At 64.7% G+C, this 25866-nt stretch carries 27 protein-coding genes; 15 read left to right on the top strand and 12 right to left on the bottom strand.

What is annotated here, in order from left to right:
- Positions 1–105: 105 nt before the first annotated feature.
- On the top strand, positions 106–1125 hold the full coding sequence (locus tag LCM4577_RS26550) for an isopenicillin N synthase family oxygenase (RefSeq protein WP_071074127.1): 1020 nt from the start codon (positions 106–108) through the stop codon (positions 1123–1125).
- 322 nt (positions 1126–1447) lie between these two features.
- Here LCM4577_RS26550 and hpaH read toward each other — a convergent pair whose 3' ends face one another.
- Genes hpaH through LCM4577_RS26525 form a run of 5 tightly spaced genes read right to left on the bottom strand, consistent with a single transcriptional unit; the run spans position 1448 to position 6063 of the window.
- Positions 1448–2251 (bottom strand): 2-oxo-hept-4-ene-1,7-dioate hydratase, encoded by an 804-nt coding sequence (gene hpaH / locus LCM4577_RS26545; RefSeq protein WP_071074126.1) that lies wholly within the window; start codon positions 2249–2251, stop codon positions 1448–1450.
- Positions 2248–3123: a fumarylacetoacetate hydrolase family protein gene (locus LCM4577_RS26540; RefSeq protein ID WP_071035351.1), complete on the bottom strand. Its 876-nt coding sequence runs from the start codon at positions 3121–3123 to the stop codon at positions 2248–2250. Before LCM4577_RS26540 ends, hpaH begins: the two co-directional genes overlap by 4 nt.
- A 12-nt stretch (positions 3124–3135) precedes the next feature.
- On the bottom strand, positions 3136–4116 hold the full coding sequence (gene hpaD / locus LCM4577_RS26535; RefSeq protein ID WP_071074125.1) for a 3,4-dihydroxyphenylacetate 2,3-dioxygenase: 981 nt from the start codon (positions 4114–4116) through the stop codon (positions 3136–3138).
- Between the two features lie 12 nt (positions 4117–4128).
- Positions 4129–5646, bottom strand: a complete 1518-nt coding sequence (hpaE, locus tag LCM4577_RS26530) for a 5-carboxymethyl-2-hydroxymuconate semialdehyde dehydrogenase (protein WP_071074124.1) — start codon at positions 5644–5646, stop codon at positions 4129–4131.
- A gap of 30 nt (positions 5647–5676) precedes the next feature.
- Entirely contained in the window at positions 5677–6063 is a 387-nt protein-coding gene (locus LCM4577_RS26525) for a 5-carboxymethyl-2-hydroxymuconate Delta-isomerase (protein WP_071074123.1), read from the bottom strand.
- 233 nt (positions 6064–6296) lie between these two features.
- Here LCM4577_RS26525 and hpaR point away from each other — a divergent pair, with 233 nt between their 5' ends.
- A complete protein-coding gene (hpaR, locus tag LCM4577_RS26520; protein ID WP_244508438.1) occupies positions 6297–6701 on the top strand; it encodes a homoprotocatechuate degradation operon regulator HpaR in 405 nt (134 codons plus the stop codon).
- Positions 6702–6706: 5 nt separating this feature from the next.
- Here the strand turns inward: hpaR and LCM4577_RS26515 are convergent, their stop codons facing one another.
- Together LCM4577_RS26515 and LCM4577_RS26510 are read right to left on the bottom strand one after the other, a co-directional pair.
- A complete protein-coding gene (locus LCM4577_RS26515; protein WP_040980261.1) occupies positions 6707–7216 on the bottom strand; it encodes a flavin reductase in 510 nt (169 codons plus the stop codon).
- Positions 7217–7240: 24 nt separating this feature from the next.
- Complete coding sequence (locus LCM4577_RS26510) at positions 7241–8785, bottom strand: 4-hydroxyphenylacetate 3-hydroxylase N-terminal domain-containing protein (protein ID WP_071074177.1); 1545 nt, start codon at positions 8783–8785, stop codon at positions 7241–7243.
- Positions 8786–8879: 94 nt separating this feature from the next.
- Between LCM4577_RS26510 and LCM4577_RS26505 the strand changes: the two genes are divergently transcribed.
- Positions 8880–9797, top strand: a complete 918-nt coding sequence (locus LCM4577_RS26505; RefSeq protein WP_071074176.1) for a helix-turn-helix domain-containing protein — start codon at positions 8880–8882, stop codon at positions 9795–9797.
- Positions 9798–10190: 393 nt separating this feature from the next.
- On the opposite strand, the gene LCM4577_RS26500 is transcribed toward LCM4577_RS26505, so the two are convergent.
- Complete coding sequence (locus tag LCM4577_RS26500; RefSeq protein WP_071074121.1) at positions 10191–10370, bottom strand: DUF1508 domain-containing protein; 180 nt, start codon at positions 10368–10370, stop codon at positions 10191–10193.
- 19 nt (positions 10371–10389) lie between these two features.
- Here LCM4577_RS26500 and LCM4577_RS26495 point away from each other — a divergent pair, with 19 nt between their 5' ends.
- A complete protein-coding gene (locus LCM4577_RS26495) occupies positions 10390–10629 on the top strand; it encodes a hypothetical protein (RefSeq protein WP_071035869.1) in 240 nt (79 codons plus the stop codon).
- 163 nt (positions 10630–10792) lie between these two features.
- Here LCM4577_RS26495 and LCM4577_RS26490 read toward each other — a convergent pair whose 3' ends face one another.
- The 4 genes from LCM4577_RS26490 to LCM4577_RS26475 are packed head-to-tail and all read right to left on the bottom strand — an operon-like array spanning position 10793 to position 14888.
- Positions 10793–12148: an aminotransferase class III-fold pyridoxal phosphate-dependent enzyme gene (locus tag LCM4577_RS26490; RefSeq protein WP_071074120.1), complete on the bottom strand. Its 1356-nt coding sequence runs from the start codon at positions 12146–12148 to the stop codon at positions 10793–10795.
- 23 nt (positions 12149–12171) lie between these two features.
- Positions 12172–12837: an HAD-IA family hydrolase gene (locus LCM4577_RS26485; protein ID WP_071035359.1), complete on the bottom strand. Its 666-nt coding sequence runs from the start codon at positions 12835–12837 to the stop codon at positions 12172–12174.
- Positions 12834–14093 carry a Tm-1-like ATP-binding domain-containing protein gene (locus LCM4577_RS26480; protein ID WP_083354862.1) on the bottom strand — a complete coding sequence of 420 codons (1260 nt, stop codon included), beginning with the start codon at positions 14091–14093 and terminating at the stop codon, positions 12834–12836. Before LCM4577_RS26480 ends, LCM4577_RS26485 begins: the two co-directional genes overlap by 4 nt.
- A 30-nt stretch (positions 14094–14123) precedes the next feature.
- Positions 14124–14888, bottom strand: coding sequence for an IclR family transcriptional regulator (locus tag LCM4577_RS26475; protein ID WP_071035361.1), 765 nt, complete (start codon positions 14886–14888; stop codon positions 14124–14126).
- Between the two features lie 158 nt (positions 14889–15046).
- Here LCM4577_RS26475 and LCM4577_RS26470 point away from each other — a divergent pair, with 158 nt between their 5' ends.
- The 11 genes from LCM4577_RS26470 (at position 15047) to LCM4577_RS26420 (ending at position 25825) form a co-directional block, all read left to right on the top strand.
- A complete protein-coding gene (locus LCM4577_RS26470; RefSeq protein ID WP_198540318.1) occupies positions 15047–16504 on the top strand; it encodes an APC family permease in 1458 nt (485 codons plus the stop codon).
- A 64-nt stretch (positions 16505–16568) separates the two neighbouring features.
- Positions 16569–18059, top strand: a complete 1491-nt coding sequence (locus LCM4577_RS26465; RefSeq protein WP_071035363.1) for an aldehyde dehydrogenase — start codon at positions 16569–16571, stop codon at positions 18057–18059.
- 214 nt (positions 18060–18273) lie between these two features.
- Positions 18274–19023 carry a GntR family transcriptional regulator gene (locus LCM4577_RS26460; RefSeq protein WP_083354861.1) on the top strand — a complete coding sequence of 250 codons (750 nt, stop codon included), beginning with the start codon at positions 18274–18276 and terminating at the stop codon, positions 19021–19023.
- Entirely contained in the window at positions 19020–19913 is an 894-nt protein-coding gene (locus LCM4577_RS26455) for a carbohydrate kinase family protein (protein ID WP_071035365.1), read from the top strand. The genes LCM4577_RS26460 and LCM4577_RS26455 overlap by 4 nt, the downstream gene beginning before the upstream one ends.
- A gap of 32 nt (positions 19914–19945) precedes the next feature.
- On the top strand, positions 19946–20797 hold the full coding sequence (locus LCM4577_RS26450; RefSeq protein ID WP_071074118.1) for a BtpA/SgcQ family protein: 852 nt from the start codon (positions 19946–19948) through the stop codon (positions 20795–20797).
- A complete protein-coding gene (locus tag LCM4577_RS26445; RefSeq protein WP_071074117.1) occupies positions 20794–21528 on the top strand; it encodes a hypothetical protein in 735 nt (244 codons plus the stop codon). Before LCM4577_RS26450 ends, LCM4577_RS26445 begins: the two co-directional genes overlap by 4 nt.
- Complete coding sequence (locus LCM4577_RS26440) at positions 21525–21830, top strand: hypothetical protein (RefSeq protein ID WP_071074116.1); 306 nt, start codon at positions 21525–21527, stop codon at positions 21828–21830. The genes LCM4577_RS26445 and LCM4577_RS26440 overlap by 4 nt, the downstream gene beginning before the upstream one ends.
- Positions 21827–22597: an ATP-binding cassette domain-containing protein gene (locus LCM4577_RS26435; RefSeq protein ID WP_071074115.1), complete on the top strand. Its 771-nt coding sequence runs from the start codon at positions 21827–21829 to the stop codon at positions 22595–22597. The genes LCM4577_RS26440 and LCM4577_RS26435 overlap by 4 nt, the downstream gene beginning before the upstream one ends.
- Positions 22594–23646, top strand: a complete 1053-nt coding sequence (locus tag LCM4577_RS26430; protein WP_083354860.1) for an ABC transporter permease — start codon at positions 22594–22596, stop codon at positions 23644–23646. The genes LCM4577_RS26435 and LCM4577_RS26430 overlap by 4 nt, the downstream gene beginning before the upstream one ends.
- A 37-nt stretch (positions 23647–23683) precedes the next feature.
- The gene (locus LCM4577_RS26425; RefSeq protein ID WP_071035370.1) at positions 23684–24634 is read left to right on the top strand and encodes an ABC transporter substrate-binding protein; all 951 of its coding nucleotides are present in this window, start codon (positions 23684–23686) and stop codon (positions 24632–24634) included.
- A gap of 231 nt (positions 24635–24865) precedes the next feature.
- A complete protein-coding gene (locus tag LCM4577_RS26420; protein WP_041009134.1) occupies positions 24866–25825 on the top strand; it encodes a dihydrodipicolinate synthase family protein in 960 nt (319 codons plus the stop codon).
- Positions 25826–25866: the final 41 nt, after the last annotated feature.

The following is a 25866-nucleotide window of genomic DNA, read 5'->3' as shown; positions in this document are numbered from 1 at the left end:
GCTTCCTCCGTTTGCAATGAGATTGGTTGGTACGTTTCTTCATCCGCAATGACGCCCATGTCATCGTGAGGTGGGGCCGCGAGTCTCGCCAAGAGGAGCCTGTCAATGCCTAGAATAATTCCCGTTCTCGATCTCGACCGCCTGGAGCAGGGCGCATCGGAACTGCGGACATTCTTGTTCGATCTGCGCACCGCCGCCCGCGATGTCGGTTTCTTCTATCTGAGCGGTCACGGCATCACCCAGCCAGAGATCGACGCGGTGCTGGGCGCGGCGCGCCGCTTCTTCGCTTTGCCGGAAGCCGACAAGCTCGGCATCGAGATGGTGAAGTCGCCGCAATTCCGTGGCTATACGCGCGCCGGCGGCGAGCTGACCAGGGGCAAGGCAGACTGGCGAGAGCAGCTCGACATCGGCGTCGAACGCGCGACCATTGCGCAAAGGCCGGGGGTGCCGGCCTGGACGCGGCTGCAGGGCCCGAACCAGTGGCCTGCCGCGCTCCCTGATCTGAAGCCGGCGCTGCTTGCCTGGCAGGCCAAGGCGACCGATGTGGCGATCCGGCTGCTTAAGGCCTTCGCGCTGTCGCTCGACCAGCCGGAGGACGCCTTCGATCCGATCTATCACGGCGAACCGAACCACCGCATGAAGATCGTGCGCTATCCCGGCCGCGACGCCACCGGCGACGACCAGGGCGTGGGCGCGCACAAGGATGGCGGCTTCCTCACGCTCCTGCTCCAGGACGAGAACAAGGGCCTGCAGGTCGAATATGACGGCAGCTGGGTCGACGTCGATCCGATCCCGCAAACGCTGGTCGTCAACATCGGCGAGCTGCTCGAGCTCGCCTCGAACGGCTACCTCAGAGCTACAGTGCACCGCGTTGTCACGCCGCCGGCCGGCGTCGAACGGATTTCGGTGCCGTTCTTCTTCAGCGCCCGGCTCGATGCCACCATCCCGCTGCTCGATCTGCCCGAGGAACTGGCGACCGAGGCGCGCGGCCCGGCCAGCGACCCCGACAATCCGCTCTTCCGCAATGTCGGGACCAATGTGCTGAAAGGCCGGCTGAGGTCGCATCCCGACGTGGCGCGGCGTCACTATGCCGACCTGCTGGAAAAAGTATCGGCCGCAGGCTGACGGTTTCCGATGAGTGAGCGAGATTTTTTCGCGATTTCGATTTTTTTTGGAATTCTGTTCGTGGAAAATACACCGTTCAGGCCCCAAATAGATGGCATCGCTCGGTGTTTTCCTCCCATTGCGCCGGGCGATGTTCCCCTCTGAAGGTTATGACCTTCATTCTTGGCCGGGCCGCTTTCGCGCCCGGCCTTTTTCTTATCCGTGCTGGAATGAAGCATGTCTCCCGAAAGTGGGAACCGGTTTCGGGATAAAGATATGCGCAAAATCAAAAGCCTGAAGCGCATGGAGCGAATCTGAACGATCGCGACGCGCTTTAGGCCGATCAGGCGAAGCTTATGCGGATGGTTCCGTAGCGGCCGAAATCCGAGACGATCTCGTCGCCGTGCCGGCATTCGACAGGCCGGATGAATGAGCCCGACAGCACGACCTGCCCGGCCTCGATCCGCATGCCGTATTGATGCAGCCGGGTGGCGAGCCAGACGATGCCCTTGGCGGGATGATCGAGCACGCCGGCGCCCAGGCCCGTTTCCTCGACCTCGCCGTTGCGCGAGACGATCGCGCCGATCCAGCGCAGATCCGCCTCGCGCGGGCCGGTCACGCGGCCGCCGACGACGATGCCGGCATTGGCCGCATTGTCCGAGATCGTATCGAAGAAGGTGCGGATCTTGCCGGTCTCCTTGTTCATCCGCTCGATGCGGGTGTCGAGGATTTCGAGCGCCGGGGTGATGTGGTCGGTGGCGTCGARCACATCGTCGATCGAAATGTCCGGGCCGGCCAAAGGCGCCTTCATGACGAAGGCGATCTCGGCCTCGATGCGCGGCTGGATGAAACGATCGGCCGGCACCGTGCCGCCGTCCGCGAAGAACATATCGTCGAACAGGATGCCGGAATCCGGAATGTCGATGCTGAGCGCCGACTGCATCGCCTTCGAGGTCAGGCCGATCTTCCAGCCCTTGATCGTCAATCCCGAAGCGGCCTTCCTTTTCACCAACGCCGCCTGCACGCGGTAGGCATCGTCCATCGTCGCTTGCGGAAATTCGAGGCTGAGCAGCCCGATCTGACGACGGTCGCGCTCGGCTTCGAACAGCCGGCGGGCGGCGTCCTCGACTTGGCTTTCGGTCATCATCGGCCGGCCTCTTCGTCGACGACGCCGTTGCGCAGGAGTCCAATGCCTTCGGCCTCGACCTCGATCACGTCGCCCGGCCTCAGCCAGACCGGCGGGTCGAAGCGGGCGCCGGCGCCCGTCGGCGTGCCGGTGACGAAGACGTCGCCTGGCGCCAGTGTCGTGAAGGTCGAGATGTAGGTGATGATCTTGCGGAAGGAAAAGATCATGCGGCCCGTGCGATCCTGCTGGCGGATTTCACCGTTGACGCGCGTGGTGAGCGCAATGTCCGCGATCTGCGCCTCGTCGGTGAACGGCACGAGCCATGGCCCGATCGAGCCTGTGCGGTCGAAATTCTTGCCTTGGGTGACGTTGAACTTGGCGTGGCGCACCCAGTCGCGGATCGTGCCTTCATTGCAGAGCGAAAGCGCCGCGATATGGCCGAGCGCATCGGTCTCGGCGATCCGTCGTCCGCCCTTGCCGATGACGATGACGATCTCGCCCTCATAGTCGAGCTGAGACGATTCCGGCGGCCGCACCAGCGGCGCATCATGGCCGACGAAGGAGCGCGGAAAGCGGATGAACAGCGACGGGTTGGAAGGCGCCGCCTGGCCATCCTTGTATTCCTCGTTGCGGTCCGGATAGTTGACGCCGACGCAGATGATCTTTTCGGGGGAGGGGACCGGAATCTCGTAGGCTATGTCCTCGACCCGGAAATCGGCCGCGAGGCCGTCGGCCTCCTCGGCGAGTCTCACGAGCGCACCGGCCTCGATCACCTCGCGCAGCGTCGGCCATTCGGGATGGCGCGTCGAGAGATCGACGACGCCCTTGTCGGTGATCGCGCCGTAGCGCGTCTTGCCGCCGACGGTGAAGGTGGCGAGGCGCGCCATGCTCATGCCGATGCCCCCTTACGGCGCCACGATCGGCGAGGCCGCCAGGTCGGCCTTGCGCGGTTCCACACCCGCGAACACGCTGCCTTCCTCGAACCAGCTTCGCGGCGCCGGCGCGCCCCACAGCGTCTGGCGCTGCGGATCCTTGAGATCCCACTTGATCGGCTCCAGGTCCGGGTCGACCGTCTGGTAGTCCGAGCAATAGATCTCGATGCGGTGGTTGTCGGGATCGCGGATGTAGAGGAAGAAGGCGTTGGAGATGCCGTGCCGTCCAGGGCCGCGCTCGATATTGCCGACGTAGCCGGTGGTCGCCATCAGGTCGAGCAGGTCGATGATGTTGAGCGGCGTCGGCACCCAGAAGGCGACATGGTGCAGCCGCGGGCCGAAGCCGTTGGTGAAGGCGATGTCGTGCACGCCACCCTTGCGGTGCGTCCAGGCCGCCCACAGCTTCCCGGTCTCTTCGTCCTGCGTGTACTCGGTCACGCGGAAGCCGAGCTCATTGTAGAAGGCCACTGATTCATCGACATTCGGCGAGAAGCAGTTGAAGTGGTCGATGCGCAGCGGTTTCACGCCACGATAGAGCACGTATTTTTGATGGATCGGCGGCAGCCGCTCCATCTTCGAATAGAATTCGAGCGGGATGCCGTGCGGATCGCGGGTGCGGAAGGTGCGCGACTGGTAGGGCCGCTCCACCCACTCCACCGGTAAACCTTTGCCCTTGAAGAAGTGCTCGGCCTTGTCGAGGTCCTCGTCGGAGAAAACCTTGAAGCCGAGTTCGCGCGCTTCCGGCGTCGCCGCCTTGCGCAGCACGATGCAGTGATGGCCGCGTTCCTCCATGGCGCGCAGATAGATGGCGCCGCTCGTCTCGTCGGTCACCTGCAGGCCGAGCGTGTCGACATAGAAGGCGCGTGACTTGGCAAGGTCGGTGACGGCAAGCTCGACATGGCTGAGCCGCACGATGTTGAAGGCAGGGTAGAGGTTGGGTTGGGGCAGGGCCATTGGTGTCTCCGCTCAGCCGCCGAGCTTCTGGATCGAATGCGGCGCCGTGGCGAACGCGATGTTCTTGGTTTCCATGTAGAAGTCGAACGACCAGTCGCCGCCGTCGCGGCCTATGCCCGAGCTCTTCACCCCGCCGAACGGCGTTGGCAGGTGCCGCACATTCTCCGAATTCACCCAGATCATGCCGGCGTCGAGCGCATCGGTGAAGCGCAGCGCGCGGGTGACATCGGAGGTCCACAGATAGCCGGTGAGGCCGTATTGCGTGTCGTTGGCGAGAGCCAGCGCCTCGGCTTCGTCCTTGAACGGGATCGCCGTCAGCACCGGCCCGAAGATTTCTTCCTGGGCGACGCGCATCTTGTTGGTGGCGCCGACGAACAGCGTCGGGCTGACATAGCAGCCGCCGCCCGGTCCGGCGAACTTGCCGCCGCCGGCGGCGACCACCGCGCCTTCCGATCTGCCGATCTCGATATAGGAGAGCACCTTCTCCTCATGCACCGGATGGATGAGCGGACCGACCACGGTTTCAGGATCGAGCGGATGGCCGATCTTGATGCGCTTCGCCTTCTCCGCCACCAGGTCGGTGAACTTGTCATGCACGGATGCCTCGACCAGCAGGCGCGACGATGAGGTGCAGCGCTCGCCGTTCAGCGAATAGATCATGAAGACGGCGGCGTCCGCCGCGCGCTCCAGGTCGGCATCGGCGAAGACGATGACCGGGTTCTTGCCGCCGAGCTCGAAATGCACGCGCTTCAGTGTTTCAGCGCCCTGTTTCATGATCATCGATCCGGTGCGGCTTTCGCCGACGAAGCCGATCGCCTTGATGTCGGGATGTTCGGTCAACGCCCGGCCGGCATCCTCGCCGAAACCGTTGACGAGATTCCAGACGCCCTTGGGCAGGCCGGCTTCCTCGGCGATCTCGACCAGCAGCCGGGCGGTCAGCGGCGACAACTCCGCCGGCTTGTGCACCACCGTGCAGCCGGCGGCCAAGGCCGGCGCGATCTTCCAGGTCGACAGCATGAAGGGCGTGTTCCACGGCGTGATCACGCCGACCGGGCCGATCGGCACGCGCGTCGTCATGTTGAGCTGGCCCGGCGCCCGGAGCGAGCGGCCGTCACGCGCCTCCGGGGCGCGGTCGGCATAGAAGCGGAAGTTCTCGGCGCCGCGCAGTGCCGCCTTGGCCATGAACTTCAGCGACTGGCCGGTATCCATGCATTCGACGAAGGCGATTTCTTCCGCCCGCGCGACGATGGCGTCGGCTATTTTATGCAGCAGCTTCTTGCGCGCGTCGCCAGAGACCGCCGCCCAATCCTTGAAGGCGGCCTTGGCCGCTTTGGCCGCGCGGTCGATATCGGCCGCCTTGCCGCGTGCCACCGTCGCGATCGGCTTGAGGTCGACCGGCGAAAGCGTCTCGAAGGTCGAGCCGTCGGCCGAGGGCACCGCTTCGCCGCCGATCTGGTTGAGCACGCCGTCCTTGCGGAAGCGTTCGAGATAGGCCTCGGCCTTCCTCAGATTATCGTCCAGTGCCGCCATGGGTTCTTCCTGTTGCTTGCTTGCCGCCGCTCATTTGCCGCGCAGTCGCGGATGGATGGCGTTCTTCTTCCAGCTGAGCTCGGCGTCTATCTCGCGGATCTCCAGCGACAGCGCGAAATGCGGCGTGGAAAACAGCGAGGAAAGATGGTCGGTGACCGCCGCGAAGATCGCCTCGCCGGCGCTCTTCTTTTCCGCCGCGCTACGGCCCTTGCCGATGCGGAAATTCATGTCGATGAAGCSGTTCTCGGGAAGCCGGTCGGCGATCGCATAGGCTTCGGCCCGGAAGGCCCGTACCCGCACGGCGCCGGACTCGAACAAGCCTGTTTCGAGGATGGTGCGCGAGACCAGCGCACAGAGCTCACCCATATCGACCTTCGCATCGAGATTCGCCGAATATTCGATCGCCATATGGGGCAAGGATTCCTCCGCCGGCAGCGCCGGTTCTTGTAATTAACATGTGAATTACATCTTGACGGCGGAATGTCAAGCGTCGTTGTCGATGCGCCGTGGCGGCTTGGGACGCAGGATTGCCGGTCTCGGCAAAATCGCGGATATAACTCGATAGCCGTCGAATTTCGCTCCGAGTCGCCAGCGGAAATTGAATTGGAGACCTGACCTTGCTACCGCCCAGCACTCGCCGCTCCTTGCCCATGGCACTGCTTCGCGCCCGCGAAGTGATCATGGCGCACTTCCGGCCGATGCTTGCCCGCCACGACATCACTGAGCAGCAGTGGCGTGTGCTGCGCGTTCTTGCCGAAACCGGCCCCCTGGAGGCAACCGAGCTCGCCAACCGCGCCTCGATCCTGCCGCCCAGTCTCACCCGGATCATCAAGGCGCTGGAGGAGCGTGGCTTCATCACCCGCAACAAGGTCAAGGACGACGGCCGCCGCGCCTTGCTCGCCATCAGCCCGGCCGGCGTAGCGCTGATCGAGGAACTGGCGCCCGAACGTATCGCCATCTACGACGCCATCGAAAAGCGCTATGGCGCCGAAGAGCATGAGCGCCTGCTCGACATGCTGGAAAGCCTGATCCAGTCGGAGACGGTGGAGGGCTGAGAAGCCTATCCGCCAAAACTCCCCAGCGCGCTTGGCTGCATGTAGTTGCGTCCGACATAGAGCAGCGCCGCCTCGTCGCTGCCGTGGCGGATGTCGACGACGCGGCCGAACATCACATTATGCGTGCCGACCTTGTTGACCGCGCCGATCTCGCAATCGAAGCTGACGATGGCGTCAAGCAGCGCCGGCATGCCGGACGGCATGGTCTGCCAGCGCGCGGCTTGGTAGCGTTCGGTCATGTCGCGGATTGCGCCCGCGAATTTCGCCGCCAGATGCATATGCGACTGGGTCAGCACATTGACGCAGAAGCGTTGGTTGGCGAGGAACATGCCGGTCTGCGCCGAACGCTCGTTCATGCACACCAGCAGCGTCGGCGGGTCGTCGGAGACGCTGCACATGGCGGTGGCGGTAAAGCCGCCGCGCCCCGCCGGGCCGTCGGTGGTGACGATGTTGACCGGCGCGCAGACCCGCGCCATGGCCTCGCGGAATTCCAGCCTCGCGACTTGTGTTGTCATGGCCGCTTCCATGGCGGGCTTCGCTCAGTTGGCCTGCGCGGCAAGCGGCGGCAGCCAGGTGTCGCCGGTCCAGCCTTTTTCGTCATAGTCGGCCATGCATTGGTCGACCAGTTCCTCCATCTGCTTCAGCCGGCCGCCGCGCTCGGCGCCCTTCAGCACCTGCAGCCGCACCTCTTCCGGCGCGCCGGCATAGTTGAGCTCGTAGAGCGCGTGGCGGCCGCCGAATTCGGTGCCGGTCGCGTCCCAAAGCAATTTCATGATCTTGATGCGCTCGACATGGCCCATGTCGTTGGAACCGCGCACATATTGAGCGAGATAGCGGTCGATCTCCGGATTGTCGAAATCGCGCGCCGAGGACGGCAGATAGATGAGGCCGGAGGCGATTACCCGGCGCACCGTGTCGATGACGCGCGGATAGGCTTCCGACATGAAGGTGCGGTAGGCAAGCGCGGCCTCGAGATTTGGCARCACCGCGCCATTCGCCCACGGTATCGGATTGTGCRCCATCGCATTGGAAAAGCTCCAGAACATGTGGCGCAGCGCGATCACTTCGCCGAGCGCCGCCTGGTTCCCGCGGAAGGCGTCGCCGCCCGTGGCCCGCAGCGCCTTGGCAAGCAGTCCGGCGAGGAAGTCGAGCTTCACGGCAAAACGCGTGCAGCCCTGGAAGCAATAGCCATGCATGAAGCCCGACGCCGGGTGGAACGACAGGATCTTCTGCGCATCGCGCAGCACCAGCACGTCCTCCCAGGGAATGAACACGTTGTCGAGCACCAGGATCGCGTCGTTCTCGTCGAAGCGCGACGACAGCGGATAGTCGAAGGGGTGGCCGACGCTGTTGGCCGTCTGCTCGTAGGAGACGCGGCAGAACATCTTTATGCCCGGCGCGTTCATCGGCACGATGAACATCACCGACAGCGACGGATCCTCCGTCACCGTCGCCGAGCTCTGCGCCAGGAAATTATAGTGGGTGAGCGCCGAAGACGTCGCCACAACTTTGGCGCCCGACACCCAGATGCCGGCATCGTTTTCCTTGGTGATGTGCACGAACACGTCCTTCACCTGCTCGGCCGGCTTATGGCGGTCGATCGGCGGATTGACGATGGCGTGGTTCATGAACAGGACCGCTTCCTGGGCGCGTTTATGCCAGGCGCGCGCATTGTCCTTGAACGGGCCGTACCATTCGGCATTAGCGCCGAGCGTGTTCATCAGCGCCGCCTTGTAGTCGGCGGTGCGGCCCATCCAACCATAGGTCATGCGCGCCCAATGTGCGATCGCGCCCTGCTGCGCGGCGAGCTCGGCGGGAGAATGGGCGACACGGAAATATTTGTGGGTGTAGCCGCCCGAGCCGGTGTCGGTGGGCGAGGTCAGCACAGGCTGCTGGTTGGGATCATGCAGCGCGTCGTAGAGGCGCGCCAGCGACCGCGCCGAATTGCGCATCGCCGGATGGGTGGTGACGTCGGCCACCCGCTCGCCATTGATATAGACCTCGCGCCCGTCGCGCAGGCTGGCCAGATATTCGGCGCCCGTAAACGGCCGCGATTTGTCGGCCCGGAAATCTTCCGATCGCATCATGATCCTCCCTTGATCTCTTGAGAGTAGCCGCGGACAGCGCAATGGTTTATGGACGAAAGCGCAAAACCGCTTGGACTTTTTCGGGCGTCTCATGAGCCAGACCGCTATCCCGGAATTCTTCGTCTACGGCGAGCCGGCGCGGGTGCTCGACGTCGGCTTCCTGCATGTCGAGACCGTGCAGGCCCGCGCTTCGGTGCATCGCGGCCAGGTCCTGGCGCACAAACACCCGCAAATGGCGCAGATCACCTTCTGGACGAGTGGCCAGGGCATCTACCGGATCGAGGACAGGACCTGGAGTTTTTCGGCACCGACAGTAAGCTTCATGCCGAGCGGCGTCGTGCATGGGTTCGACATCGAGCCGGGCACCGACGCGACCGTCGTCTCGATCGCCGATGAGGCCCTCGCGGCGATCGCCGAGCATTCGGCGTTGGCGCTCGACCAGCCGGTCTTTGTCACCGGTCAGGGAGAGGCGGTGCTCTGGCAAAGGCTCAGCGAGACAATCGGCATGATCCAGGCCGAATATGTCGAGGCGCAAGCCGGCGCGGAAAAGATCCTGCCGCCGCTGGTCGCGGTGGCACTGTCGCACATCGCCCGCCTCTATGCGCAATCACATGCGGTCACCGTGCCTGCGGCGGTTGCTCTGGGCGGCCGGCTCAGACGGCTGATCGACCGCCATTTTCGCGACGACTGGCCGGTCGAGCGCTATGTCGAGGAACTCGGCACCACACGCCATCTGCTCGACAAGGCTTCGCATCATGTACTGGGATCCGGCGTGCGTCAGGCGATCGGCGAAAGGCGCCTGGTCGAAGCCAAGCGCCTTCTGCTCTTCACCATCCGCACGGTCGAGGACATCGCCTACGAGACCGGCTTCAACGATCCGACCTATTTTTCGCGCTTCTTTCGCCAGGCGGTTGGGGTGGCGCCGGYGATGTGGCGAAAAGAGCGGTTAGGCAGTAGGGTAAGGGCCGGTGTCATCGTCAACGCCAATCGCATTCAGCTCCTCGAATAGAGGCTGCGCGCGCGATCGGTACTGGCAGCGGTCGATTTAGCCTTCGGTCCCTGCGCCGGCTCCAAAGACACCCGCAATAAAAAGCTGCTCAAGGCGGCTGTGGATTAGTGTTCTCGTCACTTCCGACCTTGTCGTGCCGTGCAATCCAACGGCAATCAATTGGTCAATCATCGCCGCCGCTTGCCTCGATATCGTTACCGAGAACTGCACAGAATCGGAACTAGTCTCACGCTTGACGGGCATGTCCAGGCACAATGTTCTTGCAATGTAAGAGCATTGTTACTAGCATTGTGACCAAAAGGCGAATCGACTCTGATACGCACTTTTGCTTCAATAAAAAAAGGGACGGCAGAAGCCGTCCCAGTTACCAAGCGAAGAGGTGAAGGGCTCTGACTATCTCTCGTAAACGGGAGCGTCCTTGGAGCCCTTCACCAACGCGATTGCGTTCAGGCAATCGGCTTTGTTCCAGTAGGATTCACCGCTGGCGATGATTTCATGGTTGTTTGACTTGAAACGCCAACGCCACTCATACCCAGATTTGTAGATTTCGTAGTAACCGGTGCTGGTCGCCATAACTTGGATCTCCTTTCGTATGGCTACAGTTGAAAAATACGCAACTCACCTGTTCAGCTATCGCTTTCAGGATAAGACCTACACGGTTGACATCGTCGCGAAGGATGCCGCCGAAGCCAAGGAAAGGCTCAAGGCCTTGGCTTGGGCTCAATATGACGGCGAACTTGTCGCTAGAATGCCTGCTGGGTCTGGTCCCCTCGTTCGAATCGCTGTACTGTTACGCAACGTCACGCATACCATAGTCAGTCGATTCGCATAAGCTGCGAACCACTATTTATGGTAGCGTCAATGTGCCAAAACACAAGATGTTGCGGCTGCGGTTGAGTTACCCACAACCTTATCCCCAGTCTTCACAACCGTTATGGTTGAAACCAGCGTGTTTGCGCCCTCAGCCGCCATCATCCAGCTCTTGCTGCGAAACCCTAGGCCGCGGCAGCTGCTAACCCCGCATCCAGCCCCTCGGCAATCTTCGCCACATCGGCGGCCGTGATGACCAGCGGCGGCGACAGGATGATGTTGTTGCCGGAGACACGCAGCATGACGCCCGCGCCATAGGCGCCGTCCGCGACGGCGGCCATCGTCTTCTTGTCGGCCGGCTTCTTGGCTGCGCGGTCCGAGACCAGCTCGAGCGCGGCCATCAGGCCCTGGTAGCGGACATCGCCGACAAGCTGGTGCTTGGCCTTCAACGCTTCCAGCGCCTTGCCAAGCTCAACGCCGCGCGCGACGGCATTTTCGTTGACGGCCAACCGCTTCGTCTCGGCGAGCGCCGCCAGACCGGCCGCGCAGCCGACGGGGTGGCCGGAATAGGTGTAGCCGTGGCCGATCGCGCCGAAGCTCGTCTTGTCGGCCTCGAACACATCGGCGACCCTGGCGCCGATCATTGTCGCCCCGAGAGGGAAATAACCCGATGTGATCGCCTTGGCGATGGTCATGAAATCGGGCTTCACGCCGGAGAGCCGCGAGCCGGCCCAGGCGCCGGTCCGGCCGAAGCCGGTCACCACCTCGTCGGCGATCAAAAGGATGTCGTGACGGTCGCAGATCGCCCGCACCATCGGCATGAAGCTCTCATGCGGGACAATGACGCCGCCGGCGCCGAGCACCGGCTCCATGATGAAGGCGGCGATCGTGTCGGCGCCCTGGAAAGCGATTTCTTCCTCGATCGCCCGCGCGCAGAGCTTCGCTAGCTTCGCCGGGTCGGTCTCGTCGAACGGATTGCGATAGGTCATAGGTGCCGGCGTGTGGAAGACGCCGGGCAAAAGCGGCTCGTAGTTGCGGCGGAAATTGGCATTGCCGTTGACCGAGGCGCCACCGAAATGCGTGCCGTGATACCCCTTCTTCAGCGCCAGGAACTTCGTTCGATCGCCCTGGCCGCGGATCTTCCAATATTGCCTGGCGAGCCTGAGCGCTGTCTCGACCGAATCCGACCCCCCCGAGGTGAAGAAGGTGCGCACCATGCCCTCCGGCGCAAACCATTGCGTCAGCTCGTAAGCGAGCTCGATGGACGGTCCGGTGGAGGTGCCGCGAAAGCCGGAATAATAGGGGAGCGCATCGAGCTGCGCGGTCATCGCCTTCTTGATCGGATCGCAGCTGTAGCCGAGGTTGACGTTCCACAAGCCGCCGACGGCGTCGAGCACGGTGCGGCCCTCGGCGTCGGTGACCGAAACGCCTTCACCCTTCATGATGATCTTCGGCGGGCTCGCCCGCATTTCGGCCGGATGCGCCATCGGATGCCAGATCGGCTTGGCGTTGTTCTCGGTGAGGAAGTTGATGTCACGCATCGGGAGGAACTCCGGTTTTCCAATCAGGAGAGCGTAAGGCCGAAATGGCTGAGCGCCTCGGCATAGCTTCGCGCCGGCTCTGCGACGTCGAAGTGAACGGTGAGCATGCCGGCGGCAACCGCGCCGTCGACATTGCGCTTCTGGTCGTCGACGAAGACGCAGGCCGAAAGCGGCAGCTCGAGCGCCTCGCCGACCATCGCATAGGCTCGGCCGTCCGGCTTGAGGATTTTGCTATAGGTCGCATCGACGATCGTCTCGAACAGCGAAAGCAATGGCAGCCGCTCGCGGAAGGATGCGCCATAGAACAGGTCGAGTTCATTCGACAGGATGGCGAGGCGGACACCGGCTTCATGTGCGATGCGGATCGCACGCTCGGCCTCGGGCCGCACCACCGCCTGCGGATCGGCGCCGCGCGCCCGCTGCACGAAGGTCGACATGTCCTGCCAGTCCTCGCCCACCAATTGGCCGACTTCGCGCGTGCGCGTTTTCCAATAGTCGCGCTCGCTGATCTCGTCGGCCTGCATCGAGCGCCACAGCGCATCGGAGGCTGGGTCGAACGGCCCGCGCCAATCGAGCGTGCCGGGCGCGAGGCCAAGCGCCTGCTCGGTCAGTGCATGCGTCTCGAACAGCGTGCGGGTGACGACGCCGCCGAAATCGAGCACCAGCGCCTGCGGCCTCACCCCGCTCATGCCGGCTGCCTACCGGTGACGCCGGGAGGCACGATGCCTTCGGCCACCCAGCGGTCGAAGATCTCCAGCGCCTTGGCGCTGAAGGCGGCGTCATTGATGTGGCCGGCGATCTCATGCAACTCGGCATTCTCCGGCACGTTCGCCCGCATCTCTTCGATAAAGGCCGAGAGCGCGTCGGGTTCGTAGAGCGGTTCGCCCTTCTGATCCCATTGCTGGATGCCGCCGGCGGGTAGGATGAAGGCGGTCGGGCCGGTCGCCGCGGCAAGCTTCTCGCCGATGGCGCGCGCGATCTCCTGGCGCGTCGCGCCATCGGAGGTGACCGAGGCAAGCAGCCGGTTATGCGCGTGATAGGGCCGCTCGGTGAAGCGCGACGGCACGGCCTGCCAGGTCGGGAAATCCACCATGTCGATGGCGCCGGGCGCGACGATCTGCGGGATGCCTTGCCGCCCGGCATTCTCCAGCCGGTCGGCGCCCGAATTCACCACCGAGYCGGTGAGCTGGTTGGCGAGCTCCTGCAGGCTGAAGTCGAGCACGGCGACAAAACCTTTCTGCGCCGCGATCGCCTCCAGCGCCCGTCCGCCCATGCCGGTGGTGTGGAAGACGATGACCTCATAGCCGCGCTTTTCCAGCTCCGGCTTCAAGGTCACCATGTATTGCAGGCAGCTTTTGCCCAGCGAGCTCATGCCGATGCATGGCCTGGATTCGTCGGGTTTGACGACAGCCCGCGCGGCGCCGACCACGGCGCCGCAAGCCTGCGACAGCACCGCCTTGCAGGCGCTGTTGAGCCCATAGAGGCCGCCTGCCCACAGGATCATCATCAGGTCGGTGGCGATGCGCTCCGGCGGCACGAGGTGCGAATATGCGATCGTCGAGACGACGAATTTCGGCACGCCGAGCGGCAGCGCCAGCGCCACATCGAGCGCAAGGTCGGTGCCCATCGAGCCGCCCAAGGCGATGAAGCCCTCGATCTCGCCCTTGTCGTGCAGCGAGCGGGCGAGCCGCGAGGCACCAAGCGCCATCAAGGTCATCGCCGAATTCTCGTCGCCGCTGGCGATGATCGCCTCGATCGTCGTATCGGCGGCCTTGGCCACGGCATGCCGGTCGTGCTCTGGCCTGTAGGGCGGATCGCCAAGCACGCTGACATCCATCATCACGGCAACGCCGCCGACGGCCTCGATGCGCTCGCGCATGAACAGAAGCTCGTCGGCCTTGGTGTCGCCGGTGCCGATAACCAGGATTCGGCGTTTCTCCTCCACATCAATCTCCCTGCAGTCTCTTGTTGGCTGTTACGCCCGCTTCTGGCCAGGCAGGCGGCCGAACAGCCGCTCGCCGATCTCGCGCGCCGCCGCGGCGACGCTCGCGCCGTGGCGCTCGATGTCGCCTTTGTGGATGCGCACCCTGGGGGCGGCGATGGCGATGGTGCCGATGGCGAAACCATCGGCGCCGAGGATTGCGGAGGCCACGCTGAGCACGCCTTCCTCATAGCCTTGCGAGCCGGTCGAATGGCCGCGGGCGCGGGCTGCGGCGACATGCTCGACGAGCGTCTCCACATTGTCGATCGTATGGGGCGTGAACGCCGACAGCGGCCCTGCGAGAATGCCTTCGCGGATGCGCTCCTCGGTAAAGGCCAGGAAGGCGATGCCGGAGGCCGTCGCATGCATCGGCAGCACATCGCCGGGYTGCACGCTGACGCGGTTGGCCTTGGTTGATTCGATGACTTGAAGGGTGATCAGACCACGCTTTGAGTACTCGGAAAGATGCACGGTTTCGCCGGTTTCCGCCGCCAGCGCCTCGACCACCGGCGCCGCCATGCGCAGGAACGGAAACTGCGCCTCGCGCATCAGCGCCAACCGCGTCAGGCCGGCGCCGAGCCGGTAGAAGCGCGTCGTCTCGTCCTGGTCGATCAGACCTTGCGCGATGAGCGAAACCAGCAACCGGCGCGTCGTCGCCTTGTCGAAGCCCGCAACCTTGGCAATGTCGGCAAGCGCCGCCTCGGGCGCGCCGCTGCCCAGCACCTCCAGCAGCGAAATGGCTTTGGCAACCGTGCTCATCGCGTCTCCCTCAGATACTTAACGTGCGAATTAACTTGACAGCAAGTCGATTCCTTTGCAAGTCTAATATCGAAATGCCGTTGCAGATAATGAAATGCATATCGGCCCTCTCAGAAGGCCCTCGGCATCTCAGGGACACTTGGTTTCCGCAGCGCGGAATGGAGGGAAAAATGACCACACTTGAAGCCGGTGAACTGAACCGGCTGAGGAAGAACAGCCTTGGCGTCGGCGCCATCACCTTCATGGTGATCTCGGCCGCTGCGCCGCTCACGGCCGTCGCCGGCGGCACGCCGCTCGGCATGCTGATGGGTAACGGCGCCGGCTTTGCCGGCACCTATCTGATCGTGACGCTTTTGCTGCTCCTGTTCGCGGTCGGCTATGTCGCCATGTCGCGCCACATCGGCAATGCCGGCGCCTTCTACGCCTATGCCGCGCGCGGCCTTGGCGGCCTCGCCGGCGGCGCCGTCGCGCTGATCGCCATCCTCTCCTACAACGCCATGCAGATCGGCGTCATGGGCCTGCTGGGCGCCGCCACCGCCGGCCTTTTCGCCGGCTGGGGCATCAATCTGCCCTGGTGGGTGTGGAGCTTCATCGCCATCGCCATCGTCGCCGTGCTCGGTTACCGCCAGGTCGACCTCTCGGCCAAGATCCTGACGGTGCTGGTGCTTGCCGAATATGTCGTCGTGCTGATCCTCGACCTCACCATCCTCAAGACCGGCGGCGACAGCGGCCTGTCGGCCGCGCCCTTCAGCTGGAGCCAGATCACCAGCGGCGCGCCGGCGATCGCCATCCTGTTCTGCTTCGCCGCCTTCATCGGCTTCGAGGCGACGACGATCTATGCCGAGGAGGCGCGCGACCCCAAGGTGACCATTCCGCGCGCCACCTATTTCTCCGTCATCCTGATCGGCCTGTTCTACATGGTCACCGCCTGGCTGATGGCGGTCGGCGCCGGCGTTGACAAGCTGGTGCCGTCGCTGCAGGCGCTGCAGGATCCGACCACTTTCCTGTTCGGCCTCTCCGACCGTTACGCCGGAACGCTGCTCACCCACGCCATGAGCATCCTGTTCGTCTCGAGCCTGTTCGCAGGCGTGCTGGCGTTCCACAACGCGGTCGCCCGTTACATCTATGTCGCCGGCCGCGAGAAGCTTCTGCCGCAGACGATCGGGGTCACGCATTCGGCRCATCAGAGCCCGCATGTCGCTTCGGTCATCCAGAGCGTGCTCGCGGCGGTCGTCGTGGGGCTTTTCGCCGTGCTCGGCCTTGATCCGGTGCTGGCGCTGTTTTCGTGGCTCACCAACGTCGCCACGCTTGGCGTCATCGTGATGATGGCGGTGGCCTCGCTGGCCGTGGTGATGTACTTCCGCGCCAATCCGTCCAATCAGGAGAATGGGCTGAAGACCACGATCCTGCCGGCGCTGACCTTCATCGCTTTCGCCGTCATCATCTACCTCATCGTCATCAACTTCGGCAGCCTGTCGGGCGCGGGCGGCTTCCTCGGCGTGTTCCTGCCGGCGTTGGTATTGATCGCCGCCGTGGTCGGCGTGCTGCTGGCAGGCGCCTTGCGGGGCAGGGATCCGGCGGCCTTCGAACGGCTCGGCCAGCCGCTGAAGGATTGAGGAACAATAAACAAGGGGCGGCGCTCGTGCCGCCCCTTCAAATTGCCTTAGGAGCAAACTCGTAATGATCAACCAGGACACCATCGACACGCTGCGCAAAACGGAGGTCGGCGCGCGGCGTCTGTTCATCGATGGAGCCCCGGTGGATGCGCAGAGCGGCGCCAGCCTTGAGGTGATCTCGCCGATCGACGGCCGCCCCTTCGCCCGCATCGCCGATGGCGGCGTCGCCGACGTCGACCGCGCCGTAGCCTCGGCGCGCAAGGCCTTCGCCAAGGGCTCCTGGTCGCGTGCGGCGCCCGCCTTGCGCAAGAAGGTGCTTACGAAATTTGCCGAGTTGGTCGAAAAGCACGCGCTGGAACTGGCCGTGCTCGGCGTGCGCGACAACGGCACCGAAATCGGCATGGCCTACAAGGCCGAGCCGCTGTCTGCCGCCGGCACCATCCGCTACTATGCCGAGGCGATCGACAAGGTATATGGCGAGATCGCGCCGACGGCCGACAACGTGCTCGGCCTCATCCACAAGGAACCGCTCGGCGTCGTCGGCGTCATCGTGCCGTGGAACTTCCCGCTGATGATCGGCGCCTGGAAGATCGCGCCGGCCTTGGCCGCCGGCAATTCCATCGTCGTCAAGCCGCCGGAGATCGCCTCGCTCACTTTGCTGCGGCTGGCGGAACTGGCCGTCGAGGCCGGCTTGCCGGAAGGCGTCTTCAATGTCGTCACCGGGCGCGGCTCGGTCGCCGGCGAGGCGCTCGGCCTGCATATGGATGTCGACGCGATCGCCTTCACCGGCTCCGGCCCGGTCGGTCGCCGCCTGCTCGAATATGCCGCGCGCTCCAACCTCAAACGCGTGTTCCTCGAGCTTGGCGGCAAGTCGCCCAACATCGTCTTTGCCGATGCGCCTGATTTGAAGCAGGCGGCGGTCGTTTCGGCCAACGGCATCTTCCGCAATTCCGGACAGGTCTGCGTCGCCGGCTCGCGGCTGCTGGTCCAGGCCTCGGTCTATGACCGCTTCATGGACGAGCTCCTCAAGGCAACCACCAAGCTGAAGGTCGGCGACCCGCTCGACCTTGGCAGCGATATCGGCGCGGTGTCGAGCGCCGAGCAGCTGACCAAGAATCTCGGCTTCGTCGCCAAGGCCGTGGAGGAGGGCGCCCGTCTCGTCACCGGCGGCGAACGCATCCTGGCCGGGACCGGCGGCAGCTACATGGCGCCGACGATCTTCGAGAACGTGACTGAGACGATGCAGCTCGCCCGCGAGGAGGTGTTCGGGCCGGTGCTCGGTGTCATGCGCTTCGAGACGGAGGAGGAGGCGGTGCGGCTCGCCAACGCGACCGTCTATGGGCTCGCCTCGGCCGTATGGACCTCGAACCTGTCGACCGCCCACCGTATGGTGCGCGCCATCAATGCCGGCGTCGTCCACGTCAACACCTACGGCGGCGCCGACGTCACCGTGCCGCTCGGCGGCTTCAAGCAGTCCGGCTTCGGCCGCGACAAGTCCCTCCACGCCATCGAGAAATACACCGACCTCAAGACGGCGTGGATTTCGCTGGGGTGAAGCGCCAGCGCCTGACTTTGCACGTCCACACGACTTAAACAGGCGGCCGCTTGCGCGGCTCGCTTCGAGGCACTCCTGTCGTTGGCGGAAACGCTCCGGCTGCCTTGTTGGTCCCGGCCGCCGCAACCCGATTTGCCTGCCCGTTTTACGGATTCTTGAGCGGGGGCCGAAAAAAGACTCGACTCAAATGTCATGACGTTCGTACGATGTGTCCATGACGTGGGACATGAACGATCTCGACCAGGGGCCTTTGCCGCTCTGGTTCCAAATCGCGGACCGGCTGCGCGCGGCGATCGAGCGCGGCGAGTTCAGGCCCGGCGATGCCTTGCCGTCGGAAGCGCGGTTGAACGAGCGCTTCGGCGTGAGCCGGACGACGGCGCGCGCCTCGCTCGACCGTCTCGAGCAGGAGGGGTTGATCAGCCGCCGCTCCGGCAAGGGATCGATCGTGCTGACGTCGCGGGTCGAGCAGCCGCTTAATCTGCTGTCGAGCTTCTCCGAAGACATGCTTCGCCGGGGCTTGCAGCCATCCTATGTGACGCGAAGCGCCGACTATGCCCTGCCCACGGCGGAAGTGGCCGAGGCGCTCGGCATAGACCGCAAGACCCGCGCCTTCCGCATCGATCGTCTRCTCAAGGCCGACGGTTGGCCGATAGGGATGTCGGAATCCTGGATATCGCCGGCGGTGCTCAATTCGCATACGCCGAGCAGCAGGGACCTCGACGTCGGATCGCTCTACACCTGGCTCGAGCGCAACCACGGCGCCAGGATCGCCGGCGGGCAGGAGCTGATCGAGGCGGCGACAGCGACGAGGAAACTCGCCGAGAGCCTGGACATTGCCGTCGGCGCGCCGCTGCTGGTTGCCCGGAGGCGGTCGCATGCAGCCGACGGCGCGCCCATCGAATACGCGGTCATGCACTATCGCGCCGACCGCTACCGTTTCCGCGTCGATCTGGTGCGGCAATGACGGGTCGAGCCGCGCTGTTCGTCGGCGATGTCAGTTTCGACCTGACGATGACCGTGTCGCACATACCGGAGCCCGATGAGAAAGTGCACGCGGCCACGGCGATCGAATCGCCCGGCGGCGTGGCCGCCAATGCGGCGGTGGCTTGCGCCCTGGCTGGGACTCCGGTTCGGCTTGCCGTCGGCGTCGGCGACGATGTCGTCGGGCGGGCGCTGGTCGATCAGTTGGAGACGACCGGCGCCGAAATCGCATGGCATGTCTATCCCGGCATGACTTGCCGGGTTGTCGTCCTGCTGGAGCCTCATGGCGAGAAACGCCTGCTGCTTTATCCCGGCGTCTCGATGTACCCGCAACGGCTGCAGATCGAGGCGCTTTCGCTTGACGACACCGGTTGGATCCATACCGCCGTCTACGACCGCTCCGCCGCCGCCGCGCTGATCGACCGCTGCCGGGCGCGGGCGCTGCCCTGGTCGCTCGACCTGGAGCCTTCCACCTTTCCCGACGGGATAGATCTCATGCGCGATTTCATCGCCGGTGCCGCGGTTGTCTTTTGCAATGGCCGTTCCATGGCCGCCATCGGCGGCAATTCGATCGAGCGCTTGCTGGCGATGGGCGCCAAGACGGTCGTTCAGACACGAGGCGCCGACGGCGCGACGCTGCATCGGGCGGAAGGGCATCTGGATATCGCGGCGCCGCGAGGCCCTGTCGTCGACACCACCGGCGCCGGCGACTGCCTGGCCGGCTGGTTCATCGCCGAACGATTGCGCGGCACGGCGCCCGAAGCAGCGCTTGAGACTGCCGTCGCCGCGGCCACGCTGAGCTGCGCCCGGCTCGGATCGCAATCATCCTATCCCAGACGGCAGGATCTGCCCGGCCTGATAATCCAGGCCTGACGACCGCCGGACGACGCAACAGAGAGCCAGCAATGAAAGCGACGCAAGTCCTCCCCCCCAAGATCAATGCCCTGGAAGAATTGTTCCAGGTCAGGAAGCCGATCATCGGCGTCATCCATCTGCAGGCCCTGCCGGGCGCGCCCCGTTATCAGGGTCAGCCGATGCGCGACATCTATGCCGCCGCTGTCGCCGACGCGCGCACCCTGTCGGCGGGCGGGATCGACGGCATCATCATCGAGAATGCCAGCGACATGCCGTTTCGCAGGCCCGAAAACATCGGTCCCGAGACCGTGGCCGCCCTGACGGCCGCGTGCCTGGAGGTAAGAGGCGCCGTCGACACGCCGATCGGCATCACCTGCGTCGCCAACGGCGTGGTTCCGGCGCTCGCGGTCGCCAAGGCGGTCGGCGCCCGCTGGGTCAGGGCAAACCAGTGGGTCAACGCCTATGTCGCCAATGAGGGTTTCCTGAACGGCCCGGCGCCGGAGGCGATGCGCTACCGCTCGGCAATCGGCGCGACCGATGTCCGCATCTTCGCGGATGTCCATGTCAAATTCGGCGCGCACGCGATCACGGCCGATCGCAGCATTCCTGAACAAGCGACCGACGCCGAATGGTTCGACGCCGACGTTCTCATCGCCACCGGCACGCGCACCGGGTCTCCGACCGAGCCGCGCGAGGTCCAGGAGGTGAGGAGCGGCACGACGCTGCCCGTCATTGTCGGATCCGGTCTCAACCCGGATCAGGTTCCGAGCCTCTTCGAGGTTGCCGACGGCGCCATCATTGGCCAGTGGCTGAAGCGCGACGGGGTCTGGTGGAACCCTGTCGATCCGGCCCGCGTCGAGCGACTGGTCGCCGCCGTCTCGCGGCTGAGGAGCGGCGGATGACCCTGCTTACCAAAGCGACCGACGTCTTTTCGGCGGCGGCCAGCGAGCGCTGCGTCGTGCTGTTCATCGCCAAATCCCAGCCAAGGCTGCCTGGCGTTTTCGATGCAGGGCACCTTGCCGCCATAGGCGCGGTGCTTGGCGAATTGGAGGCCGAGGGATGGCTCCTCTCGCTGCGGGCCATGGTCGACCCGTCCGAGAAGACCGCGCCTACCGCGTTCGAGACCGGTTTCGCCCATGACGCCGATGTCGTCGGCGTGTTCGAGGCGCCGACGATCTCTGCGGCGCTGCGGGGCACGGTGCGGCTGGAGAGCGCCGGATGGTCTCGGCGCTTTGCCACGCAATGGCTGGTCGGCCCGCGGGAGTTCGCCGCCGTGAACGGGATCGGACCGGCGATCGACCGCAAATGGGGTTTCTTCGCGCTCTGGGAATGGAACGACGCCTGGGCGGCGGCATCCGCCGAAACCCGCCGCGACTATGACGCCGAATGCGATGTCGCGTTCCAGGGCGATCTCTCCTTCAACGTCAACATCGCCGGGCGCCACCGCCTGGACTGGGCCAGTTCCTGGCATCATCTCGGCGTCTGGGAATCCGATCGCCCCGAAACCGTCGACGCCGCGATCCGCGGTCATGAGCGCGCGGCCGATTTCAAGTTCACGACGTCCAGGCATTTGCTCGGGCGGCGGCGTCCGCTCACCGAGCTGCTTGCCGGCGCCCCAGGAGGAATATCATGACGGAAAGCATCTGGATCCACTATGCGCGGCCTCGCCCGCATTGGTACGGGCTGAGCGAAGCCGAGCAGGCGGCGCGAAGGAAGGCCTGGGCGGAGGTGTCAGCCGCCTCGGGCAAGGCCGGCGCCGCATTTGTCGGCAATTATCATGTGCGCGGACAGCACGATTTCGAGACGGTCGAGATCTGGCGCTTTCCCGACGCCGAGGCCGCCTTCGATCATTGGTCGCGGCTGACGGCGGCGGCCTACAACGAGTGGTTCGCCTTCTCCAACAATATCGGCCTGGCCGCGGAATCGGCGCCGTGAGCACGATCCCGCTCCTCGAGGCGCAAAACATCCGACGTCGGTTCGGGCACGTTCATGCGCTCGACGGAGCGAACTTCGCCGTCTATCCGGGTGAGATCTGCGCCCTCATCGGCGACAACGGCGCCGGCAAGTCGACCCTGGTCAAGATATTGTCGGGCGCCGATCGTCCGGACGAAGGCCGCATCCTCATCGACGGACGCGAGGTTTCCTTCGACAGTCCGTCGACCGCGCAGCAACTGGGCATTGCGACCGTCTATCAGGATCTGGCGCTCGCGCCCGAACTCGCCGCTTCCGACAATCTCTTCCTCGGCCGCGAGATCATGCGGGCCGGACTGCTCGGACAACTCGGTTTTCTCAACCGGCGCGAAATGCGGCGACGCGCGGCCGATCAATTCGCAAGGCTCAGCGTGCATCTCAGATCGCCGGGCGTGCCGGTTTCGGCACTTTCGGGCGGCCAACGTCAGTCCGTCGCGATCGCACGTGCGGCGTTGTGGGCAGACAAGATCATCTTCATGGACGAGCCGACCGCAGCACTTGGCGTGCAGCAGACGGCCCGTGTCCTCGACCTCATCCGGCAGGTGCGCGACCAGGGCATCGCCGTGGTCCTGATCAGCCACAACATGCCGCAGGTTCTCGAGATCGCGGACAGGGTCGAGGTGCTGCGGCTTGGCAAGCGGGTCGCCCGCTTCGAAACCAGGGCGGCGACCGTCGAAAGCCTGGTGACCGCCATGACCAGCGGCACCGATGCAGGGGACGTGGTTCAATGATCCGGCTCAACGCTAAAGCCGCGGGCGGCGATGGCACCGAACGCGAAACAGGCGCGGAGCGGTTGAGCAGGCTGATCGGCGGAGGCTGGATATTTCTCCTGCTGTTTGGCCTGATCGTCATCTTCTCGGTCATGCGGCCCGAGCAGTTCGGCTCTTCCTACAATCTCACCATGCTGGCCGTGAACGCGGCCATCCTGCTCGTGCTCTCGATAGGCCAGACCTTTGTCATCGCTTCGGCAGGCATCGATCTGTCGGTGGGGGCGGTCCTGGTCTTCTCCTCGGTGACCTCCGCGCAGGTGATGCTCTGGCTGTCGGGCACGCCCGGCGGCACCTATGGCACGACCGACGGTGGCTGGGGTGTCATTGGCGCCGGCCTCGTCGTCGCTCTCGTCAGCGGCGCCGGCTGGGGGGCGCTGAACGGGTTCCTCGTCGCCTTCGCCCGCATCCCGGCGCTCATCGTGACGCTCGGCTCGCTCGGCATGGCGCTGGGCTTTGCCCAGATCCTGACCGGCGGCRTCGATGTGCGCGCCGTCCCGGAACTGCTGGTGAGCGAGATCGGCGCGGGAACGATCGCCGGCGTGCCGGTCCTGGTGATCATCGCTGTCATCGTCACCATTGTCGCGGCAATCGTCCTGCATCTCACACGCTTTGGCCTGCACGTGTTCGCCGTCGGCTCGAATGCGGAAGCCTCCCGCCGATCCGGCATCAAGCTCAGGTCCCGCATCGTCCAGATCTACGTCTTGTCCGGAGCGCTCGCGGGGCTCGCCGCGATGATGTCGATTGCCCGTTTCTCCACGACCACGATCGGCGGCCACGCGATGGACAATCTTTCCACGATCTCGGCCGTCGTCCTTGGCGGCACCAGCCTCTTTGGCGGCATTGGCAGCATCGCCGGGACAGTGATCGGCGTGTTCATCCCGATCGTATTGCTCAACGGCTTCGTGATCCTCGGCATCCCCCCGTTCTGGCAGACGGTGGCGATGGGCGCCGTGCTCATCYTCGCCGTCTGGATCGACCAGCTCAAACGCCGCGCGCGAGAACGCGGTTGAGAAAAAAGTGCCTTCCAACAACCAGAGGAGAATAAAAATGACGAAGAAGAAATATCTGCTTTTTGCAACCGCCGCCCTGGCCGCATCGGTCTGCGCGAGCCCTGGAAATACCGCCGAAAAATCGGTGGCGTTGGTGCTGGGTGTCAAGGGCAGCCCCTTCTACCAGGCGCTCGCCTGCGGGGCGAAGGCCAAGGCCAAGGAGCTCGGGCTGGACCTGACGGTCTCGGCGCCCGATCAGTTCGCGGCGGATTCGCAGGTGCCGGTCGTGAACGCCGTCACGGCGACCGGGCCGGCCGTCGCGGCAATCGTCCCAACCGATATGCAGGCGCTGATCGCGCCGATGAAGCAGTTGAGCGATCGCGGCACCAAGGTGATCACCGTCGACCAGACGATCGGCGACAGCTCGTTCGTCCAGACCCAGATCCTCACCGACAATGAGGCGGGCGGCAAGCTTGGCGCCGACGCGATGAACACGTTGCTCGGCGGCAAGGGCAAGGTCCTCGTCATCACGCAGCCACCCGGTTCCGCCGCCCAGGATGCGCGTACCACCGGCTTCGAGGAAGGGCTCAAGAAATATCCCGGCATCGAATATCTCGGGCCGCAATATCAGAGCGACGATCCGCAGAAGGCGGCCGAGATCATCACCTCGACGCTCTCGGCCCACCCCGATCTCGCGGGCGTCTTCTCGACCAACGACCAGGGTGCCATCGGCGCCATCACCGGGCTGAAGCAGGCGGGTGCGGCGGGCAAGGTGAAGGTCGTGGCCTATGACGCCGCCACGGCCGAGGTCAACGCGTTCAAGAACGGGACCATACACGCCCTTATCGCCCAGAACCCCAAGCAGGAAGGCGAGGTGGCGATGGAGGCCGCGGCCAAGCTGATCGGCGGCGGATCGCTCGACAAGACGACGCTGACCGAGATCGTCACGATCAAGGCCGGCGACACGGCCGCCGCCGAGAAATACGAATACAAGGGCGATTGCGAATGATCTGAAACGGCCGCTCCGCCCGGTTCGGACGGCGACCTCCGCGATGATCGCGAGGGCTCGCCTCCGCGGCTGGGCGGGACCGGAAGCCGGTGGTGAAGCTCATCGGATCGCCTGGCTTTCCTCGACGGCCTCCCGGCAGATGCGATCTGACCTCGACTATCCGCTTGGCAAGCGGTGCTGTGTCGGGCCAAACTGGCCAATCTGCATGCCTGCCTCAAGGAGACTTCGAAAATGACCGCCAGTGTTTTTTCCGGCTGCATGCCGGCGCTGATGACGCCCTGCACCGATGACCGCCTTCCCGACTTCGACGCTCTGGTGCGCAAGGGACGCGAGCTGATCGCCGCCGGCATGTCGGCCGTCGTCTATTGCGGCTCCATGGGCGACTGGCCGCTCTTGACCGACGCGCTGCGCATGGAAGGCGTCGAGCGCCTGGTGAAGGCCGGCGTCCCGGTGATCGTCGGCACGGGCGCCGTCAACACCGCCAGCGCCGTGGCGCATGCCGCGCATGCGCAAAAGGTCGGCGCGCGCGGCCTGATGGTGATCCCGCGCGTTCTGTCGCGCGGGCCGTCGGTGACGGCGCAGCGCCATCATTTCAAGGCGATCCTTGCCGCCGCGCCCGACCTGCCGGCCGTCATCTACAACAGTCCCTATTACGGCTTTGCCACGCGCGCCGACCTCTTCTTCGCGCTGCGCGCCGAACATCCGAACCTTGTCGGCTTCAAGGAGTTTGGCGGCCCGGCAGATCTGCGCTACGCGGCGGAAAACATCACCAGCCGCGACGACGACGTTGCGCTGATGATCGGCGTCGACACCGCCGTCTTCCATGGCTTCGTCAATTGCGGCGCATCCGGCGCCATCACCGGCATCGGCAATGTGCTGCCCAAGGAAGTGCTGCATCTGGTGGGCCTCAGCCAGGCCGCGGCGAAGGGCGACGCCGAAGCGCGCCGGCTGGCGCAGGAACTGGACGCGGCTTTGGCCGTTCTGTCCTCTTTCGACGAGGGTCCGGACCTCGTGCTCTATTTCAAGCACATGATGGTGCTGAAGGGTGCCCCCGAATACAGGCTGCACTTCAACGAGACGGACGCCTTGAGCGACAGCCAGCGCGGCTATGCCGAGCAGCAGCTCAAGCTGTTCGACAGCTGGTATGCGCAATGGTCGAGGCAGCCCGCAATGGCACGATACGCGGCCTGAGCTGATATCTCGGCCGGACCCGCCGGCTGAGGCGAACAGGC

This window comes from Mesorhizobium sp. LCM 4577, from assembly GCF_001854795.2.
Taxonomy (GTDB): domain Bacteria; phylum Pseudomonadota; class Alphaproteobacteria; order Rhizobiales; family Rhizobiaceae; genus Mesorhizobium; species Mesorhizobium plurifarium.
Note: the sequence above shows the minus strand (reverse complement) of the source record. Positions and strands in the feature narration are given on the sequence as shown.

Bases quoted from the DNA above. Each gene is read 5' to 3' on its own strand.
- LCM4577_RS26500 (WP_071074121.1), bottom strand. From the start codon at position 10,370: ATGGCGACCAGCACCGGTTACTACGAAATCTACAAATCTGGGTATGAG.
- LCM4577_RS26420 (WP_041009134.1), top strand. From the start codon at position 24,866: ATGACCGCCAGTGTTTTTTCCGGCTGCATGCCGGCGCTGATGACGCCC.
- LCM4577_RS26550 (WP_071074127.1), top strand. From the start codon at position 106: ATGCCTAGAATAATTCCCGTTCTCGATCTCGACCGCCTGGAGCAGGGC.
- LCM4577_RS26495 (WP_071035869.1), top strand. From the start codon at position 10,390: ATGGCTACAGTTGAAAAATACGCAACTCACCTGTTCAGCTATCGCTTT.
- hpaE (WP_071074124.1), bottom strand. From the start codon at position 5,646: ATGGCGGCACTGGACGATAATCTGAGGAAGGCCGAGGCCTATCTCGAA.
- LCM4577_RS26455 (WP_071035365.1), top strand. From the start codon at position 19,020: ATGACGGGTCGAGCCGCGCTGTTCGTCGGCGATGTCAGTTTCGACCTG.
- hpaD (WP_071074125.1), bottom strand. From the start codon at position 4,116: ATGGCCCTGCCCCAACCCAACCTCTACCCTGCCTTCAACATCGTGCGG.
- hpaR (WP_244508438.1), top strand. From the start codon at position 6,297: ATGGCACTGCTTCGCGCCCGCGAAGTGATCATGGCGCACTTCCGGCCG.
- LCM4577_RS26485 (WP_071035359.1), bottom strand. From the start codon at position 12,837: ATGAGCGGGGTGAGGCCGCAGGCGCTGGTGCTCGATTTCGGCGGCGTC.
- LCM4577_RS26465 (WP_071035363.1), top strand. From the start codon at position 16,569: ATGATCAACCAGGACACCATCGACACGCTGCGCAAAACGGAGGTCGGC.
- LCM4577_RS26425 (WP_071035370.1), top strand. From the start codon at position 23,684: ATGACGAAGAAGAAATATCTGCTTTTTGCAACCGCCGCCCTGGCCGCA.
- LCM4577_RS26490 (WP_071074120.1), bottom strand. From the start codon at position 12,148: ATGCGTGACATCAACTTCCTCACCGAGAACAACGCCAAGCCGATCTGG.
- LCM4577_RS26515 (WP_040980261.1), bottom strand. From the start codon at position 7,216: ATGACAACACAAGTCGCGAGGCTGGAATTCCGCGAGGCCATGGCGCGG.
- LCM4577_RS26445 (WP_071074117.1), top strand. From the start codon at position 20,794: ATGACCCTGCTTACCAAAGCGACCGACGTCTTTTCGGCGGCGGCCAGC.
- LCM4577_RS26450 (WP_071074118.1), top strand. From the start codon at position 19,946: ATGAAAGCGACGCAAGTCCTCCCCCCCAAGATCAATGCCCTGGAAGAA.
- LCM4577_RS26540 (WP_071035351.1), bottom strand. From the start codon at position 3,123: ATGAGCATGGCGCGCCTCGCCACCTTCACCGTCGGCGGCAAGACGCGC.
- LCM4577_RS26440 (WP_071074116.1), top strand. From the start codon at position 21,525: ATGACGGAAAGCATCTGGATCCACTATGCGCGGCCTCGCCCGCATTGG.